Below are 18,224 nucleotides of genomic sequence, written 5' to 3'. Positions count from 1 at the left end.
GTTCAGCGGCGGCGCGGGGCGGTCGCCGTCCCCGCGACGACGCCGAGCAGCAGCAGGCCGACCACCGGCGCCCCGGCTCCCCAGGGCGCGCGCTCCAGGTAGGGCAGGCCCTCGGCGAGCATCGCGCCCCACTCCGGGGAGTCGGTGGCCGCGCCCAGCCCGAGGAAGCTCAGCGCCGCCAGGTTCAGCGACACGATCGGCACCCGGGCCGCGGCGTGCCGGGCCAGCGGGCCGACGACGGCGGGCAGCACGTGCGCCGCCAGCACCTGCCGGCGGCCGGCGCCGCACAGCACCGCGGCCCGCACCGGCGCCGCGGCCAGCCCCTGCACCACCAGGGCCCGGCCGTGCACGGCCAGCGGCACCCACGCCACGGCCAGCACCGCGGCGGCCGCGGGCAGCAGACCCGGGCCGGTGACCGCCACCAGCACCACGCCGACCAGCACCGCGGGCAGCGCGTTGAGCACGTCGGGCACGCCCGGCCGGGTGTCCCGGGCGGTCGCGGCCACGGCCAGCCCGACCACCGCGGCCACCGCGGTGAGCGCCAGGCCGGTGCCGACGGTGAGCAGCGCGCCCTCGGCGAACCGGGCCAGCACGTCGCGGCCGACCGCGTCGGCGCCCAGCGGGTGCCGCGCCGACGGTGTCGCCAGCCGGTCGGCCAGCACGACGCCGCCCCCGCCGCGCACCAGCCCGACCAGCACCACCGCGCCGAGCAGCCCGGCGGCCACCAGCGGGACGGCGGTCCGGCGCGCGGGCGCCGGCACCGGCTGCACCAGCTCCCCGCCGCCCAGCAGCGGGCGCAGCAGCAGGCGGTGGGCGGCACCGCCGAGCAGGCCGAGCAGCAGGCCGGCCAGCACCAGGGCCAGCACGCAGCCCTGCAGCAGCGGCAGGTCCAGCGCCAGCACGGCCCGCAGCGCCGTCCGGCCGGCCCCGGGGATCGCGAACAGCTGCTCGACGGCGACCGAGGACCCCAGCAGCCCGACCGCCAGCAGGGCCAGCTGGGGTGCGGCCACGGCCGCGGCGCGGCGGAGCACGGAGCGGGTCACCGCGGCCGGCGCCGCCCCGTTCACCCGGGCGGTGCGCACCCACGGCTCGGCCAGCGCGCCGGCGACGGTCGCGCCCAGCACCCGCGCGAGCAGTCCGCCCGCGGGCAACCCCAGGGCCAGCGCGGGCAGCACGACCTGGTCCGGCGCGCCCCAGCCGGAGGTGGGCACCCAGCGCAGCTGCACCCCGACCACGCCCAGCAGCACGACGGCCAGCACGACCTCGGGCACCGCGGCCAGCACGGTCGGCAACCCGCCGGCCCAGGGCCCCGGCGGCCGGCGGCGGCGGACGGCGCGGGCGGTGGCCGGCACCAGCAGCAGCCCGGCGACCAGCACCGCCACGACCACCGCGGCGGCGGCCAGCTCGGCGGACACCCCGATCGCCCGGAGCACCTCCGGCGCGACCGGCCGGCGGTCCACCCAGCTCACCCCGAGGTCGCCGCGCACCGCGCCGGACAGCCACCGCCACGCCCCGCTGACCGGGCCGTCGGGCAGGTCCAGGTCGGCGCGCAGGGCCTCGACCACGGCGGGGTCCCGGGTCCGCTCGGCGTACAGCGCCCGGAACACGGTGACCGCCGGGTCCTCCCCGCGCAACCAGGGCAGCGCAGCCAGCGCCAGCACCACGGCCAGCGCCGTGCCGACCACGGCGCCCGCGCTGCGCAGAGCCCTCACGACGGCAGCCGCAGCACGGCGGCCAGCAGCTCCCGGGTCGCCGGCGCGGCCGGGTCGGCCAGCACGTCGGCCACCGGCCCGTGCTCGACCAGCCGCCCGTGCGCGAGGACGGCGACGTCCCCGTGCAGCGCGGCGGCCACGGCCAGGTCGTGGGTGACCAGCAGCAGCTGGGTGCCCAGGCCGGTGAGCAGCTCGAGGAGGCGGGCGCGCAGCACGGCGTCCGCGCCCGACAGCAGCTCGTCGGCGACCAGCAGCTGCGGCCGGTGCGCCAGCGCGCGGGCCAGCGCGATCCGCTGCCGCTGGCCGCCGGAGAAGGCGTCGGGACGGCGGTCGGCGGCGTCCGGGTCCACGCCGACCGCGGCCAGCACCTCCCGCACCCGGGCCGGGTGGTCGCCGGTCACCTGCAGCAGCCGCAGCGGCTCGGCCACCGACCGGCCCACCGGCCAGCGGGGGTCCAGCGAGCTGCCGGCGTCCTGGGCGACCACGCCGACGGCCTGCCGCAGCCAGCGCAGGGACCGCGCCGGGCCGGGGTGCACCGGGCGGTCCAGCACCCGGACCGTGCCGGCGTCGGGTGCCTCCAGGCCGAGCAGCAGCCGCAGCAGCGTCGTCTTGCCGGCACCCGAGCTGCCGACCAGGGCCAGGTGCCGGCCGGTCGGCACGGCGAGGTCGACGCCGTCCAGCGCCCGGACCCCGGGGTACCCGCGCACCAGCCCGCGCAGCTCGATCACGCGAGCTCCCCGGCCCGCGCGGCGGCGACGAGGTCCCGGGTCAGCGGGTGCCGGGGGTCGGCGAGCAGGTCCGCCGGGCGGCCCTCCTCGACCACGACGCCGTCCTCGAGCACCAGCACCCGGGTGCACAGCCGGGCCACCACGGCCAGGTCGTGGCTGACCAGCACCAGCGCCGGGGCGAGCGCGTCCAGCAGGTCCAGCACGGCGGCCTGGCCCACGGTGTCCAGCGCGGTGGTCGGCTCGTCGGCGACCAGCAGCCGCGGGTCGCCGGCCAGCGCCAGGGCCAGCGCGACCCGCTGCCGCTGCCCGCCGGACAGCGTCGCGGGCCACGCGCGGAGGGTGCCCGGCGGCAGGCCGAGCCGGTCCAGCACACCGGCCGCGTGCTCCCGGGCGGCGGCGCGGGACAGCCCGCGCAGCCGGCGCAGCGGCCCGGTCAGCTGGGCGCCGACCCTGGCGAGGGGGTCCAGGGCGGTGGCGCCGTCCTGGAACACCGCGCCGGCCCGGCCGGCCACCTGCACCGAGCCGGTGGTGGTCAGCCCGGCCGGGAGCTCGTCGAGCAGCGCGGCCACCAGCAGGGACTTGCCCGAGCCCGAGGCACCCACCAGCCCGACCCGCTCGCCGTCGGCCACCGCCAGGTCGACGGGGCCGGCCAGCCGGCGGTCGCCGGCCGCGACCGTGAGCCCGCTGACCCGGGCGACCACGCCGGTCAGGAGACCGCGGTGTCGACGGTGATGATCGACCGCTCCCACGGGTCCGCGGCCAGCCCGCTCACCCGGTCGGCGACGCCGAACCGGGTGCGGTCGTGGACCACCGGGACGACGGCGTCGGACCCCAGCACGGTGCGCTCCACGGCGAGCGCGACCTGGTTGCGGGCCGCGACGTCGGTCAGCTGCGACCCGGCGGCGAGCTCGGCGTCCACCGCGGGGTCGCAGAACTGCGACAGGTCGTACCCGCCGGCGCAGCCGAAGTCCGAGGCCAGGTAGGACAGCGGGTCGGCGGTGTCCTGGCCGTAGGACCGGCTCATCAGCACCGCGTCGTAGCGGCCGTCGAGGTAGTCGGCCTCCATGTCGGAGTACAGGCCCACCTGCAGGTCGACGGTGAACCCGGCGGTGCGCAGCGCGTCGGCGACCGCGGCGGCCACCTCGGGCATCTCGGCGCGGTCGGAGAACGTGGCCAGGCTGACCGCCTGCCCGCTCGCCGGCACGGCCGACGGGTAGGTGGGCGGCTGCCGGTCCGCGGCCCAGGTCGAGGTGGGCCCGAACAGGCCCTGCGGCGGGTCGGCCTGGCCCTCGTAGAGCGTGCCGGCGACGTCCAGGCCGGCCACCGCCTGCCGGGCGGTCTCGCGCAGCCCGGGGTCGGCGAAAACCGGCGAGGTGGTGGTCAGGTGCAGCGAGACGGTGCGCGGCAGCGGCACCGACTGCAGCCGGTGACCCGACCCGAGGCCGTCGACCTGGGAGACCGGAACGGCCTGGGCGACGTCGACCTCGTCGGCGCGCAGGGCCGCTGTCCGGCCGGTGCCGTCGGACAGGAAGGTGACGTCCACGCCGTCGGCGGCCGGGGCGCCGCCCCAGTAGTCGGGGTCGGCGTCCAGGGTCGCCCCGCTGGTGCCGGTGACCGCGGTCAGCTCGTAGGGGCCGGTGCCGGTGCCCACCAGGTCCGGGGACGACGGGTCGGCGTACGCGCCGGGGGAGAGCACCACCAGCTCCGGCGAGGTCAGCCGCTGCGGCAGCACCGGGTCGGGTGCGGCGGTGGCGAGGGTCAGGGTGTCCTCGTCGGCCGCGGCGACGGTCAGCTCCACGCCGGACAGCGCCCGCGGGCTGGGGTCGGCGTCCACCGCGTGCTGCAGGGACGCCGCCACCACGTCGGCGGTCATCGCCGTCCCGTCGTGGAAGGTGACGTCGTCGCGCAGGTCGAACTGCCAGGTGAGGTCGTCGACCTGGGTCCAGGAGGTGGCCAGCAGCGGCTCGGGTGCACCGGCCGGGTCCAGCCGGACCAGGGTCTCGGTGGCGCCCACGCCGTAGCCGATGACGGCGTCGTCGCTGTAGGGCGACAGCCCGGCGACCGGGGCGAAGGCGTAGGCCAGCCGGATCCGGTCGCCGTCCGCGGACGGCGAGGACCCGCCGCCGCAGGCGGTCAGGGTCAGCAGGGCGGCGATGCCCAGGGTGGTCCTCTTCACGGCTCTCTCCTCGCGAGCGGCGGGAGGTCCGCGACGCCGGGGGAGGGAACGGGCAGGGGTGACCCCGCCGTCGTCCGGACCCGCCCACGAGGTCGCCGACCGACCACGCGGGAGGCCGCGCGGCCGCATCTGGCAGGTCTTCGGACTCGCGGGCACGGGCACGGGTGCCCACCTACTGGCCGTCGCTTCCCAGGTCCGGGGACCCAGTGCTGATGACGGCGGTCGTTCCTGCTCACCGCTGCGGGGCAGTCCCGGACTCGCACCGGGTTCCCTCTTGCCCCGGCCGCCTCGCGGCGGCCGGACCAGCTGCGCCGCCCACCCTAGAGGCACACTGGCCCGGTGGCGGTCGAGGAGCTGGTGGCCGGTCTGCGGGCGGCCGGGTTGGCCGAGGTCGAGGACGGCACCCGGCGGCGCGCGGAGTACAGCTCCGACGCCTCCAACCACCGCGTGGTGCCGACCGCGGTGGCCTACCCGCGGGACGCCGACGAGGTGCTGGCCGCCCTGGCGGTGTGCCGCGAGCTCGCCGTCCCGCTGACGATGCGTGGCGGCGGCACCTCGATCGCCGGCAACGCGATCGGACCTGGCCTGGTGCTGGACACCTCCCGGCACCTCACCCGGCTGCAGGCGCTGGACCCCGACGCCCGCACCGCCGTCGTCCAGCCCGGCGTGGTGCTGGACCGGATCACCGACGCCGGTGCCCCGCACGGGCTGGCCTACGGCCCCGACCCGTCGACGCACTCCCGGGCCACCATCGGCGGCACGATCGGCAACAACGCCTGCGGCGCGCACGCGATGAGCCTCGGTCGGGCCGCCGACACGGTGGTCTCCCTGCAGGTGGCGACGGCGGCGGGCGAGGTGTTCGACGCCGGGCCCGGGTCCGCGGGCCCGGTCGACCTGTGGCCGGTGGTGGACGCCAACCTGGCCGCCGTCCGCACCGGGTCCGGGCGGTTCCGCCGGCAGGTGTCGGGCTACTCGCTGGAGCACCTGCTGCCCGAGCGCGGCCGGCACGTGGGCCGGTTCCTGGCCGGCTCGGAGGGCACCCTCGCCGTCCTGCTGCAGGCCACCGTCTCCCTGGCCGAGGTGCCGGCGGCCACCGCGCTGGTGGTGCTGGGCTACCCGGACATGCCGGCCGCCGCCGACGCCGTGCCCGGGCTGCTGCCGCACGCGCCCCGTGCGGTGGAGGGGATGGACGCCCGGCTGGTCGACGTCGTCCGCCGCCGCCGGGGGGCCGCCGCGGTGCCGGATCTGCCGCGCGGCGACGGCTGGCTGTTCGTCGAGGTCGCGGGGGAGTCGGCCGCGGCCGCCCAGGACGCCGCCCGCCGGCTGGTGGCCGACGCCGGGGCGCTGGACTCCTTGGTGGTCGGCGGCGCCGACGCGCTGCGGCTGTGGCGGATCCGGGAGGACGGCGCCGGGCTCGGCGGGCGCACCCCGGCCGGGGCGCCGGCCTGGCCCGGGTGGGAGGACGCCGCCGTCCCGCCGGAGCACCTGGGCGCCTACCTGCGCGACTTCCGCGGCCTGCTCGACGCGCACGGCCTGGACGCGCTGGTCTACGGCCACCTCGGCGACGGCTGCGTGCACGCCCGGATCGACTTCCCGCTGGCCGACCGGCCGCACGTGCTGCGCGAGTTCGTCGAGGCCGCCGCCGACGTGGTCGCCGGGTACGGCGGGTCGGTCTCCGGCGAGCACGGCGACGGCCGGGCCCGCAGCGAGCTGCTGCCGCGGATGTACGGCCCCGAGCTGCTGGCCGCGTTCGCCGCGGTCAAGCACGCCTTCGACCCGACCGGGCTGCTCAACCCCGGGGTGCTGGTCGACCCCGAACCCCTGGACGCCACCCTCCGGCTGCCCGCCGCGCACCCGCTGCCCAGCCGGGCCTTCCCGCTGACCTCGGACGCCGGCGACCTGTCGGTGGCCGCGCACCGCTGCGTCGGGGTGGGCCGCTGCCGCGCCGACGCCACGGCCACCGGCGGCGTCATGTGCCCGTCGTTCCTGGCCACCGGCGACGAGAAGGACTCCACCCGTGGCCGCGCCCGGGTGCTGCAGGAGGCGGCCAACGGCACGCTGGTCGGCGGGCTGGGCTCGCCGGAGGTGCTGGAGTCCCTGGACCTGTGCCTGTCCTGCAAGGGCTGCGCGGTGGACTGCCCGGCCGGGGTGGACATGGCCACCTACAAGGCCGAGGTGCTGCACGCCCGGTACCGACGCTGGTGGCGGCCGCGGTCGCACTGGTCGCTGGGCTGGCTGCCGCTGACCGCCCGGCTGGCCGCCCGCGCGCCCCGTCTGGTCAACGCGGTGCTGGGGACGGCGGCCGGGGGTGCACTGGCCCGGGCCGCCGGCGGCATCGACCGGGACCGCGAGCTGCCGCGGTTCGCCGACCAGACCTTCCGCGCCTGGTTCGCCCGCCGGGCGCCCGGCACCGGTGAGCCGGTCCTGCTGTTCGTCGACACGTTCACCGACCACTTCAGCCCCGAGGTCGGTCGGGCCGCGGTCGTCGTCCTCGAGGACGCCGGGTTCGCGGTCCGGGTCACCGAGCCGGTGTGCTGCGGGCTGACCTGGATCTCCACCGGCCAGCTGGACACCGCGCGCAGCCAGCTGGCCCGCACGGTGGCCGCGCTGGACCTGGGCGTGCCCGTGGTCGGGCTGGAGCCCTCGTGCACCGCCGTCCTGCGCGGGGACGCCGTCGAGCTGGTGCCCGGGCCGGCCGCGCAGCGGGTCGTGGCGGCCACGCACACGCTGGCCGAGCTGCTGGCCACCAAGCCGGGCTGGACACCGCCGGACCTCACCGGCGTCCGCGGGGTCGCCCAGCCGCACTGCCACCAGCACGCCGTCCTGGGCTGGGCGGCCGACCGGGACCTGCTGGCCCGGGCCGGCGCGGAGGTGGCCGCGGTCGGGGGGTGCTGCGGGCTGGCCGGCAACTTCGGGGCCGAGGCCGGCCACCACGCCGTGTCGGTGGCGGTGGCGGAGACCGCGCTGCTGCCCGCCGTCCGGGCGGCCGGGCCGGGTGCCGCCGTCCTGGCCGACGGGTTCTCCTGCCGCACCCAGCTCGACCAGCTGGCCGGCGTCCGGGCCCGGCACCTGGCCGAGGTGCTGGCCGCGGGAATGGGCGCCGACCTCAACGGTTGAACGTTGAACTACAGTGCAGCAGAACCCGTCCCGAGGAGGACCCATGCACATCGGCGTCGACAGCTTCGTGGCCGCGGTGACCGACCCGACCACCGGTGAGGCCATCGGTCCGCAGCAGCGGATGGCCCACCTGCTCGAGGAGATCGCCCTGGCCGACCAGGTCGGGCTCTACTCGTTCGGGATCGGCGAGCACCACCGCCCCGAGTACTACGACTCCGCGCCGGCGATCATCCTGGCCGCCGCCGCAGCCCGCACCGAGCGCATCCGGCTGGGCAGCGCGGTCACCGTGCTCTCGGCCGCGGACCCGGTCCGGGTGTTCCAGCAGTTCGCCACCCTCGACCTGATCTCCGGCGGCCGCACCGACCTGGTGGTCGGGCGCGGCTCGTTCACCGAGGCGTTCCCGCTCTTCGGCCTGCCGCTGAGCGACTACGACTCGCTGTTCACCGAGAAGCTCGAGCTGCTGCTGAAGATCCGCGACGAGGAGAAGGTGACCTGGTCCGGCCAGCACCGCCCCGCGCTGACCGGCCAGGGCGTCTACCCGCGCCCGGCCCAGGCCGAGCTGCCCATCTGGGTGGGCGTCGGCGGCAGCCCGGAGTCCTTCGCCCGGGCCGGCCTGCTCGGTCTGCCGCTGATGGTCGCCATCATCGGCGGCGAGCCCCGGCAGTTCGCGCCGCTGATCGACCTCTACCGGCGGGCCGGTGCCCAGGCCGGGCACGCCCCGGAGAAGCTCCAGGTCGGCCTGCACGTGTTCGGCTACGTGGGGGAGAGCACCGAGGCCGCCTCGGACACCATCTACCCGGGCTGGCACGAGATGTTCACCAAGGTCAGCCGGGAGCGCGGGTTCCGCCAGCCCACCCGGGCGCAGTTCGACGCCACCTCCGGACCGGACGGCGCCTTCTTCATGGGCTCGCCGCAGACGGTGGCCGAGAAGATCCGCCGCATCTCCGACCAGCTCGGCGGGGTGGACCGGTTGTCCATCCAGATGACCAACCCCCGGCTGGCGCACGACGACCTGCTGCGCGGCATCGAGCTGCTGGGCACCGAGGTCGCCCCCGCGGTCGCCGACGCCTGAGCCGGGCCACCCGGTCGGGTGACAGCACCGGGCGCACCTTCAGCGTGCGCCCGGTGCCGCCGACAACCAGGCCGTGTGGACTCCCGCCCCGTGGTCTCCCCGCCGGACCACGCGTCGGCGGGGTACCCCGCTGTGGGCCCTGCTCCTGGTCCTCGTCCTGCTGCCGGTCGCCGGCCTGACCACCTTCGCCGTGGTGCTGGCCGGCCGGGCCTCGGCCGCCGCCGACGCCTCGGCCTCCGCCGCGGTGCAGGTGCACGCCTTCGGCCGGCTGGCCCAGGCGTCCGCCGCCGTCGACCAGGAGCTGCTGGTGCTGGTGGTCGCGGCCGCGCTGGACGACCCGGTCGTGGTCGCGCGGCTCGGCATCACCCCGGAGTTCGGTGCTGCGGTCGCGGGGACCGTGCTCACCGCCGCCGACCGGGTGCGCGCCGCGACCGACGAGCAGCTGGCCGCCGCGCGCGCCGTCCCGGCGTCGGCCGCGGCGGCCGAGGCGGCCCAGGCCGAGGTGGCCGAGCTGCGGGCCGAGGTGGACGGCGGGACCACCCCCGAGCTCGCCGTCCTGCGGGCCGACTGGACCGCCGTCTCGGACCGCCTGCACGACCGGCAGGACGCCGTCGTGGTCGCCGCCGCCAGCTCGGGGACGACCACCGCCACCGTCGCCGCCATCCGGGACGTGCGCCTGGTCGCCGACCTGGCCGCCGCGCTGAACCCCGACGCCGTGGACTACCTCGGCTGGCTGGTCGGGGCCGGGACGCCGGAGGCGCCCACCCGGCAGTGGGCGTGGCTGCAGTCGCACAGCGCCGTGGCCCTGGCCCGGCAGAACCTGCGGTCGGTGACCGACCCGGCCATGCTGGCCGAGACGACCGACCTGGCGGTCACCTCCTCGGCCCGGGTGCTGGACCAGACGCTGTCCCTGGCCACCACCTCGGGCGTGCCCGAGCTGACCTCGGGCCAGCTCCGGGCGCTGGTCCTCGCCGCCTCCGCGGTGACCCAGCAGACCTTCGACGTCCTCGGCGACGCGGTCGACCGCGCGGCGTCCTCGGCGTCCCGCGACGGGGACGCCGCCGCCGACGAGCGGGACGCGACCCTCCTGGTGGCGGCGCTGTCGGTGTCGCTGACCGTGCTGACGCTCTGGCTGGTGGGCCGGCAGGTCACCCGGTCGCTGCGCCGGCTGTCCGAGCAGGCCGAGGAGGTCAGCCAGGGCCGGCTGGTCGACGTGGGCGTCGGCGGACCGCGCGAGGTGCGCTCGGTCGGCCGCGCGCTCGGCGGCGCGGTGGCCGGCCTCCGCCGGATCCAGGCCCAGGCCGGTGCGGTCGCCCGCGGCGACCTGGCCGACCCCGTGCTGGACGAGTCGTTGCCCGGCCAGCTCGGCGAGGTCGTGCACGCCTCGGTGCAGCAGCTCGTCGAGGCGTTCCGGCAGCGCGACCGGCTGCAGGAGGCGCTGGCCCACGAGGCCGCGCACGACCCGCTGACCGACCTGCCCAACCGGGCCCGCGCGCTCCAGCTGACCACCGCGGCGCTGCACCGCGCCCGGCGCACCGGCAGCGCGACCGGCCTGCTCTTCGTCGACCTCGACGGCTTCAAGGCGGTCAACGACCGGGCCGGCCACGCCGCCGGCGACGCCGTGCTCCGCGCGGTCGGCTCCCGGATGCGCGAGGCCGCCCGGGCCGGCGACACGGTGTGCCGGCTCGGCGGGGACGAGTTCGTCGTCCTGGTAGAGGCGGTCGCCGACGTGTCCGAGCTGGCCGCCCTCGGCGAGCGGCTGGTGGCGGCGGTGTCCCTCCCGCTGACCGTCGCCACCCCGACCGGGCCCCGCCCGGTGACCGTCGGCGCCAGCGTCGGCGTGGCGCTGGCCCAGGACGGCCAGGTGGACGGCGACGAGCTGCTCGCCCAAGCCGACGCCGCGGTGTACCGGGCCAAGCACGCCGGCCGCGGCCGGGTCGAGATCTTCGACGACGGCCTGCGGGCGCACATCGACGAGCGCCGCGACGTCGAGGTGGCGCTGCGCCGCGGGCTGGCCGCCGACGAGGTGCACGTGCTCTACCAGCCGGTGGTCGACGTGGCCGGCGGTGCGCTGGTCGGGTTCGAGGCACTGGCCCGCTGGGAGCGCCCCGGCGTCGGGCTGCTGGCGCCGGAGGCCTTCGTCCCGGTGGCCGAGCAGAGCGACCTGATCTGCGAGCTGGACCGCTGGGTGCTGGCCAGCGCGGTCGGTCAGCTGGCCCGGTGGCGGGCCGAGCACGACCTGGCCGGCGCCGGGGGACCGACCGTGTCGGTGAACGTCTCGGCGCGCTTCCTGGCCGAGCCGCGGGTGACCGACACCGTGCTGGCCTGCCTGGTCGAGGCCGGGCTGCCGGCGTCCTGCCTGGTGCTGGAGATCGCCGAGCGGGCCGTGGTGGAGGCCCCGGTGCTGCTGTCGCACCTGGCCTCGCTGCGCGGGCTGGGGGTCTCGGTGGCCCTGGACGACTTCGGGACAGGGACCACCTCGATCGGTGCGCTGCGGCACCTGCCGGTGGACACGCTCAAGGTGGACGGCCGATTCCTGTCCACCGACCCGGCCGACCAGCGGCTGGTCGCGCTCATGGTGGCCACCGCGCACGCCAGCGGGCTGACCGTGGTGGCCGAGGGCGTCGAGCAGGCCGCCGTGCTCGACCGACTGGCCGCCGACTCCTGCGACGCCGCGCAGGGCTTCCACGTGTCGCTGCCGCTGACCGTCGCGCAGGCGTCGGACCTGCTCCGGGCGGAGGTGTCCGGCGCCCCGGTCGGCTGACCGGGGCGCCGGACCACCCGCTCAGGGGACGAGGATCGCCCGCCCGCGGACGCGGCCGGCGTCCAGGTCGTCGATCGCCTGCTGGAAGTCGGCCAGCGCGTACTGCTGGGTGTGCAGGGTGACCTTCTGCTGCGCGGCCAGCGCCATCAGCTCGACCAGGTCGTTGTAGCTGCCGACCAGGTTGCCGATGATGTTGATCTCCGCGGAGATCAGGTCGATCGTCGGGACGTCGATGTTCTCGCCGTACCCGACGATCAGGTAGTCCCCGCCCTGCCGGGTCATCGCGATGCCCTGCTTCGTGGACCCGCCCTCGCCGACGAAGTCCACGACCACCTCGGCGCCCTTGCCGCCGGTCAGCTCCAGCACCTGCTCGACCTGGCTGCCGTCGGCGACCACGGCCTGGTCGGCGCCGATGCCCAGCGCGAGCTTCACCGCGTCGGGGTTCCGGTCGACCACGATCAGCTCGGCCGGGGAGATCGCGGCCAGCACCTGGATGCCGATGTGGCCCAGCCCGCCGGCCCCGATCACCACGCACCGGTCGCCGGCCCGCAGGCGGCGGGCCGCCTTCGCGGCTGCGTGGTAGGCGGTCAGGCCGGCGTCGGCCAGCGCGGCGACGGCGGCCGGCTCCAGCGAGTCGTCCAGCACCACGCAGCTGCGCGCGGTGGTCAGGATGTACTCGGCGTAGCCGCCGTCGCTGTCGATGCCGGGGAACCGGTTGGCCTCGCAGTGCACGTCGTCGCCGAACCGGCACGCACGGCACAGCCCGCAGGTGACCAGCGGGTGCAGGATCACCTTGTCCCCGACGGCCACGTTGGTGACCGCGTCCCCGATCGCGTCGACCCAGCCCGCGTTCTCGTGACCGATCGTGTACGGCAGCGCGACCTGGGACTTCTCGGCCCACTGGCCCTCGAGGATGTGCAGGTCGGTGCGGCATACGCCGGCGCCGCCGATCCGGACGACGACGTCGTGCGGACCGCTCACCTCCGGCTTGTCGACGTCGGTCATCGCCAGCTGCTGGTGGTAGCCGGTGACGCGTACGGCTTTCATCTGAGGACCTCCAGGGGGAGTGCGGAGTCGACGGAGGGACGGAACACCTGGTCGGCGTCCGAGCCCGGGTAGCGGGTGGTGAGCAGGCCGCGGCAGAAGTGCGCGTTGCCGTCGACCGAGATCCGGACCGACCGGGCCCTGCGCAGGGTCAGCGCGACCTGGCCCGGCTCCGGCGGGGTGCCGTCGGGGGCGAGCAGCACCGGGGACGTCGGGGTCAGCGGCAGCCGCAGCGCCGCCCGCCGGGACAGCAGGGAGTCGGTCTCCCGGCCGGCGGGGAGGTCGCAGAGCCGGAGCGCGGCGACGTCGTCCTCGGTGCGGGCCGGGTCGGCGCGCAGCCAGGACGTGAGCGCCCGCTCCATCGCGGCGGTGTGCGCCTTGCGCTGGAACGTCGCCCGAAGCTCGTCCAGGGACTCCTCCGCCTCGTGGCCGAACGTGCCGCGGTAGCCGGCGTCCGCGGCCAGCCCGGCGTTGATCAGGTCGGAGTCGTGGTGGTCGTCGAGCTCGACCACGACCCGGCCCACGCCCGGGACGGCGCGCACGGCGTCCCGGGCGTCGGAGACCATCAGCCAGGCGAAGTTCGGCGCGCAGAACGAGGTGGGCAGCCGCAGGTGCACTCGTACGTCGCAGCCGTCCGGGCCCTCGACCGCCACCGACCGGACGAAGCCCAGGTCGGTCACCGGCTCGTCGAGCTCGGGGTCGATGACGGTGTCCAGCGCCGTCCGGACGTCGGCCTCGGTGACCCGCTGCTCGGTGCTGCGCTGGAGGACCGCCGTCATCAGGCCATCGCCAGGTTCTTGTCGGCCGCGTCGGTGTCCCGCGGGCCGGTGGCGGTCTCGTCGGCGTCGGGCAGCTGCAGCTCCGCGGGCACCGGGAGGTCGTAGAGCTTGGCCGCGTTGAGGCCGAGGACCTTCTTCTTGGTCTCGGTGGTCAGCGGGGCGTACTCGGTCAGGTCCTCCGGGATCTGGAAGTCCACGAACTTCTCGACCAGCCACTTCGGCGTCCAGATGGCGTAGTCGCTGGAGAACAGGATCCGGTCCTCGCCGATCCAGTAGAGGAGCTCGCCCATGATCTGGGCGAAGTAGCGCGGCCGGGAGTGGATGAACGGCATCGCGACGGCGAGGCCGGCGACCACGTTGGGCTCCTGGGTGGCGATCCAGCAGAAGTCCTCGAGCCGGGGCAGCCCGCAGTGCTCGACCACGAAGGTCAGGTCGGTGAAGTCGGTGGCCACGTGGTCGACGTCGGCGACGTCGAAGGCGTCCCGGTCCAGCGGCCGGATGGTGGGGCCCTTGTGCACGTGGATGTTGCGGATGCCGAGTTCCTGGCAGAGCGCGAGGTAGCGCTGGGCCATCGGGTCGGTGAGCTTCCAGCCGCGGGACTCCCCGTGCCAGTCGGCGGTGTAGAGCTTCACGCCCTTGAGGTCCATCCGCTCGTGCGCGGCGCGGAGGGCGTCGAGGCCGTTCTCGCCGTCCCGGGGGTCCCAGTAGTGGTTGTAGGTGAGCTTGTCCGGGTGGGCCTGGGCGAGGGCGAAGGCCTCCTCGGTCTGCCCGAAGCCCTTGGCGTAGAACTCGGCGAGCCGGGCCGGCTGGAAGATGGCGTGGTCGACGATGCCGTCGACGAAGACGTCGCGCATCAGCCGCTCGCCGCCCTGGTAGAGGTACTCGTCGTAGGACCAGACCTCGGCCTCCGGGGACAGGTTGCGGTGGTAGTCGTAGAAGCAGTCGATGAACTGCTTGCCGTGGATGTTCCGCTGGTTCTCGGGGCGGGCGTCCCAGAGCGCGATGTGCGCGTCCACGACGAAGTAGTCGGTGCCGTCCTTGCTGTACACGGGGTCCTCCTCGAGCCGGGTCCGCACCCCTCGTTGGGCGCCGGACCGCTGCCGACGCTAGGGCGGCATGCGCACCCGGCTCTACGGCCCGGTGTCTCACTTTGAGACGTGGACCACTCGTGGCGGACGGGCCCGGGCCCTACGGTCGTGGTGCGCACCGAGGCGTCGAGGGGGTCCCCGTGGTCGAACGGCCTGCCAGCCCGGTCCCGTCGGCCCGCCCGCGGGTGCGGGCGTCGTGGGTCCGCAGCGAGCGGTACGGCGTCTCCCCGGACGGCGTCGAGCCGGTCTTCACCGGCGCCGTGGACACCGGCTCGCTGTTCTACGAGTGCGGTGCCGAGGTGCTGAGCCAGCTGCACGGGACGCTCGGGACCGAGCCCGTCGGGCTGATGATCACCGACCACGAGGGCCTGGTGCTGGCCCGCTGGTCCGTGGACGCGGACATGAACCGGTCGCTGGACCGGGTGCACCTGGCGCCGGGCTTCTACTTCGGCGAGCAGACGGCGGGGACCAACGGCCTGGCCCTGGCCCTCGCCGACCGGGTGCCGGCGCTGGTCCGCTCCGGCGAGCACTTCGTGGCCCCGCTGCGGCGCTACACCTGCGCCGCGGTCCCGGTGCTGGACCCGCGCAGCGGCGACCTGGTCGGCAGCATCAACCTGACCACCTGGTCCGACGCGTCGTCGGACCTGCTGCTGGCGCTGGCGCAGTCGGCGGCCGGCAACACCAGCGCGCTGATGCACGTGCGGGCCGGTGGGCAGCCGGTGCGTCCGCTGCCGCGCGGCGAGGTCTTCCACGTCGTGGCCGACCGGCTGCCGGCCGGGGATCCGTGCGCCTCCCGCGGGTGGCAGGAGGCGGTCGGCGCGGCGCGGGACGCGGTGTCGGCCGGCCGGGTGCTGGCAGTGGTGGGGGAGCCGGGGGCGGGCAAGTCCGCGGTGGCCACGTTGGCGCGGCAGGGGAGCCGGCGCCGGGAGCGGGTGCTGGTGGCCCGGCCGCCCGCCGCCGAGGACGTAGAGTCCTGGTTGGCGCTGTGGTCCCCGGCGTTGGCGGCGCCCGACACCTGCGTCGTGGTGGCCGGGGCGGACGCGCTGCCGGCCTGGGCGGCCGACGAGCTGGTCGCGGTGCTGCCGGACGGCGCGGGCCCGGTGCGGCCGCTGGTGCTCACCGCGTCGTCGTTCGCCGCGTTGCCGCCGGCGCTGGCCGGACTGGTGGACGCGGTCGTGGAGGTGCCCGCGCTGCGGTTGCGCCCGGAGGACGTCGAACCGCTGGCCCGGTCCTTCGCTCGGGAGGCGCGGCACTGCGACGTGCGGTTCACCCCGCGGGCGGTGCGGGCGCTGACCACCTACGGCTGGCCGGAGAACGTGCGGGAGCTGCGGTCGGTGGTGCGGGAGGCGGCCGGGCGGACCGACCTGGTCGACCTCGCCCACCTGCGGCCGGAGGTGCTGGCCGGGGGCGACCGTCCGCTCGGCCGGCTCGAGCAGCTGGAGCGCGACGAGATCCTGCGCTGCCTGACCGTGCCGGGTGCCACCGCCGTGCAGGCAGCGGCGGAGCTGGGGATCTCCCGGGCCACGCTGTACCGGAAGATCAACCAGTACGACCTGCGGATCCCCGGCAGGCGTTAACACTCGCGGACCAGCACGTCGGGATCGCTGACCCGACCACCCAGAACCGGTCCGGTCGTGGAGGCGGCGGGCGGGGTTGCCGTCGTCCACCCGGAGCGCCATGGCGCGTCGACCCCGACGGGGACGGTGCCGCCCGACCCGCGCCGGGACCGGTCAGAACGGCGGCGGGTCGTCGTGCGGCGGGGAGGGGGCGGCGTCTCCGCGGTTGGTCGCCTCGCCGTGCTCGATCTGAGGTGGTGGCTCGGCGGCCGGGTCGAGCAGCCGCACCAGGTGGTCGAGGCCGTGGCCCATCCCGGGTGGTCGGGTGGTGCGGGTGACGCCGGAGGGCGTGGTGACCGAGAGGACGCCGTCGGCCGTCATCGCGAATCGCCAACCGGGGGCGTGCGTCTTGAGCCGGTGGTGCCGGCGGCAGAGCGTGCACAGGTTGGCGCAGTCCGTGGGGCCGCCGTGCTGGTGGGCGAGGACGTGGTCCGCGTCGGTCCAGAGTGCCGGGCGCGAGCAGCCGGGGTGGCGGCAGCCCCGGTCGCGGGCGGCGATGAACTGACGCTGGGCGGCGGTGGGGCGGTAGGCGGTGGTGGCTGGTGGAGCGTCCAGCAGCGGGCACCCGCACGACGGGGTGTCGGCGCCGGGGTGCTGCGGGCAGGCCCGGGCGGCCACCCGGCGCAGCTCGGGTCCGGTGACCACGGCTCGCAGTCGTCCGGTGTGCGGGTCGGTGACCGCGACGTCGAGGGACCCGTCGTCGGGTGCGGTCAGCCCGTCGAGCCCGGCGTCCGACCACCGGGCCATCAGTTCCCGCAGGTGCGCGGAGGTCACCGGCAGGCCGCCGACCGTGCCGAGCTGGGATGGACCAGCGCCGTCCTCACCGGCCGGTCCATCTGAAGGTGCGGAGGTCCCGGTGGGTGGCCCGGGGTCAGCTCCAGGCTGGGGTGGGACGAGCGCCGGCAGGGGCGCGTGGATGGTGATGTGGGCGGTGACCGACGGCCGGGACGTGTCCCACGGCCGCAGGACCAGGTCGGCCAGCACGAGGGTGCGCAGCAGCCCGATGGGTCGGTCGTCGCCGTCGGCCTTCCACATCCGGGCGTAGCGGTCCGCGGTGTCCCGGCAGGCGGCGGCGATGTCGGGCTGCAGCGTGACCGTGAGGTCGGCCAGCCCGTCCCGCCTACCGTGCACCTGCACGTCGGCCTCGCGCTCGGCCCGCTTCCGAGCCCGGTCGGCGGCCTCGGCATCCCGCTCCAGGAGCAGGGCAGCCGTACGGTCCTGCAGCCGGTACGGACCCTCGCCCGCGATGGCCCAGCCCAGGGCCTCGGCCTCCACCGCGGCGACGACGTCCGCGGACACCTCGGGCTGCTGCCAGCCCAGCACGTGCACCAGGGCACGCGCACGGGCCAGGTCGATGTGCCCGTCGGCCAAGGCGTGCCACGTGGCGGGGAGCTGACCGACGAGCACCAACGCGGTGTTCGCGACGGTGTGCGCACGGGTGCGGGAGATGCCGAGCACTGCGGCGACCTCGTCGACGAAGAACTCGCTCACCCCGACGAACGACCGCACCGGCGACCAGCCCTCTACGGGCCCGCCGGGGGTGTCGGTCTCCTGCCAGAAGTCCGGTCGCAGGTCGGCCAAGCGGGCCACCACGCCGACCTCGTAGGCGTCCAGCGCAGCGCGCAGCCGGTTCACCGACACCATCTCGCCGGCGCACGCGACGTCGTCCAGCCAGGACGGGTCCAGCACCTCGCTCAACCGCGACGGCCGGTCCACCACGGTCTCCGGGCGGGGGCCGACCACGGCGACGGCCAACCCCACCCCCAGCCGCGGCTCCGTCGTCATGACCAGCACGCTACGAGGGGGGTACGACACTTTCGGGGCTCGCGGAGCACTGCACCATTGGGCGTCTTGTCCGGACCATAGGGCGTCTCGTCCGGGAACTCGGCCCGAGCGCCCGTGACGACGAGACCTGGTCATCGGCTCCTGCGGAGGCCCTGGCCGGCACCGTCCTACGACGGTCTCTGCCCAATGTCTCGTCGACCACTCCGGAGAAATCTCGAAGGAGCCGCCGGCACGATGGGTGGCCTAGATGAGTAAGTCCGAATGACACGGGTGTGATTTCAGGGCGGGGGGTGCTGGGGTACGGGTTGTGACGACCGACCTCAACACCCTCCTGACCTCACTC

The 18,224-nt window shown here is 76.3% G+C and carries 12 protein-coding genes and 1 riboswitch; of the genes, 4 read left to right on the top strand and 8 right to left on the bottom strand.

Translation table 11 applies throughout. The features are described 5' to 3' along the window. Positions 1-2 precede the first annotated feature (2 nt). The 4 genes from UXQ13_RS17745 to UXQ13_RS17730 are packed head-to-tail and all read right to left on the bottom strand — an operon-like array spanning position 3 to position 4,616. Positions 3-1,712: an ABC transporter permease subunit gene (locus tag UXQ13_RS17745; protein WP_225235535.1), complete on the bottom strand. Its 1,710-nt coding sequence runs from the start codon at positions 1,710-1,712 to the stop codon at positions 3-5. Further along, entirely contained in the window at positions 1,709-2,440 is a 732-nt protein-coding gene (locus UXQ13_RS17740) for an ATP-binding cassette domain-containing protein (RefSeq protein WP_225235536.1), read from the bottom strand. The genes UXQ13_RS17745 and UXQ13_RS17740 overlap by 4 nt, the downstream gene beginning before the upstream one ends. After that, complete coding sequence (locus UXQ13_RS17735) at positions 2,437-3,141, bottom strand: ATP-binding cassette domain-containing protein (RefSeq protein WP_225235537.1); 705 nt, start codon at positions 3,139-3,141, stop codon at positions 2,437-2,439. Before UXQ13_RS17735 ends, UXQ13_RS17740 begins: the two co-directional genes overlap by 4 nt. 5 nt (positions 3,142-3,146) lie before the next feature. Beyond that, positions 3,147-4,616 (bottom strand): ABC transporter substrate-binding protein, encoded by a 1,470-nt coding sequence (locus tag UXQ13_RS17730; RefSeq protein WP_225235538.1) that lies wholly within the window; start codon positions 4,614-4,616, stop codon positions 3,147-3,149. A gap of 126 nt (positions 4,617-4,742) precedes the next feature. Further along, a riboswitch (cobalamin riboswitch) is annotated at positions 4,743-4,925 on the bottom strand. A 30-nt stretch (positions 4,926-4,955) separates the two neighbouring features. On the opposite strand from UXQ13_RS17730, the gene UXQ13_RS17725 reads away from it, so the two are divergent. From UXQ13_RS17725 to UXQ13_RS17715, 3 genes are all read left to right on the top strand, one after another. Then, entirely contained in the window at positions 4,956-7,733 is a 2,778-nt protein-coding gene (locus UXQ13_RS17725; protein ID WP_225235539.1) for an FAD-binding and (Fe-S)-binding domain-containing protein, read from the top strand. Between the two features lie 43 nt (positions 7,734-7,776). Then, entirely contained in the window at positions 7,777-8,805 is a 1,029-nt protein-coding gene (locus UXQ13_RS17720) for an Atu2307/SP_0267 family LLM class monooxygenase (protein ID WP_225235540.1), read from the top strand. Positions 8,806-8,878: 73 nt separating this feature from the next. Beyond that, positions 8,879-11,569, top strand: a complete 2,691-nt coding sequence (locus UXQ13_RS17715; RefSeq protein WP_225235541.1) for a putative bifunctional diguanylate cyclase/phosphodiesterase — start codon at positions 8,879-8,881, stop codon at positions 11,567-11,569. Positions 11,570-11,590: 21 nt separating this feature from the next. On the opposite strand, the gene UXQ13_RS17710 is transcribed toward UXQ13_RS17715, so the two are convergent. Genes UXQ13_RS17710 through UXQ13_RS17700 form a run of 3 tightly spaced genes read right to left on the bottom strand, consistent with a single transcriptional unit; the run spans position 11,591 to position 14,441 of the window. Further along, positions 11,591-12,616, bottom strand: a complete 1,026-nt coding sequence (locus UXQ13_RS17710; RefSeq protein ID WP_225235542.1) for an NAD(P)-dependent alcohol dehydrogenase — start codon at positions 12,614-12,616, stop codon at positions 11,591-11,593. Beyond that, positions 12,613-13,392, bottom strand: coding sequence for a metal-sulfur cluster assembly factor (locus tag UXQ13_RS17705; RefSeq protein WP_225235543.1), 780 nt, complete (start codon positions 13,390-13,392; stop codon positions 12,613-12,615). Before UXQ13_RS17705 ends, UXQ13_RS17710 begins: the two co-directional genes overlap by 4 nt. Continuing rightward, on the bottom strand, positions 13,392-14,441 hold the full coding sequence (locus UXQ13_RS17700) for an amidohydrolase family protein (RefSeq protein ID WP_225235544.1): 1,050 nt from the start codon (positions 14,439-14,441) through the stop codon (positions 13,392-13,394). Before UXQ13_RS17700 ends, UXQ13_RS17705 begins: the two co-directional genes overlap by 1 nt. 179 nt (positions 14,442-14,620) lie before the next feature. Between UXQ13_RS17700 and UXQ13_RS17695 the strand changes: the two genes are divergently transcribed. Then, positions 14,621-16,057 carry an AAA-type ATPase lid domain-containing protein gene (locus tag UXQ13_RS17695; RefSeq protein WP_263639400.1) on the top strand — a complete coding sequence of 479 codons (1,437 nt, stop codon included), beginning with the start codon at positions 14,621-14,623 and terminating at the stop codon, positions 16,055-16,057. Positions 16,058-16,210: 153 nt separating this feature from the next. On the opposite strand, the gene UXQ13_RS17690 is transcribed toward UXQ13_RS17695, so the two are convergent. Further along, the gene (locus tag UXQ13_RS17690) at positions 16,211-17,881 is read right to left on the bottom strand and encodes an HNH endonuclease signature motif containing protein (RefSeq protein ID WP_263639401.1); all 1,671 of its coding nucleotides are present in this window, start codon (positions 17,879-17,881) and stop codon (positions 16,211-16,213) included. Between the last annotated feature and the right edge of the window lie 343 nt (positions 17,882-18,224).

The organism is Klenkia terrae (assembly GCF_037083865.1).
Taxonomy (GTDB): domain Bacteria; phylum Actinomycetota; class Actinomycetes; order Mycobacteriales; family Geodermatophilaceae; genus Klenkia; species Klenkia terrae.
The sequence above is the reverse complement of the archived record's forward strand: the minus strand, read 5'-3'. Positions and strand labels throughout refer to the sequence as shown.

Excerpts from the sequence above, each read along its gene's own strand:
- UXQ13_RS17720 (WP_225235540.1), top strand. The coding sequence starts at position 7,777 with ATGCACATCGGCGTCGACAGCTTCGTGGCCGCGGTGACCGACCCGACC.
- UXQ13_RS17710 (WP_225235542.1), bottom strand. The coding sequence starts at position 12,616 with ATGAAAGCCGTACGCGTCACCGGCTACCACCAGCAGCTGGCGATGACC.
- UXQ13_RS17705 (WP_225235543.1), bottom strand. The coding sequence starts at position 13,392 with ATGACGGCGGTCCTCCAGCGCAGCACCGAGCAGCGGGTCACCGAGGCC.
- UXQ13_RS17690 (WP_263639401.1), bottom strand. The coding sequence starts at position 17,881 with ATGACGACGGAGCCGCGGCTGGGGGTGGGGTTGGCCGTCGCCGTGGTC.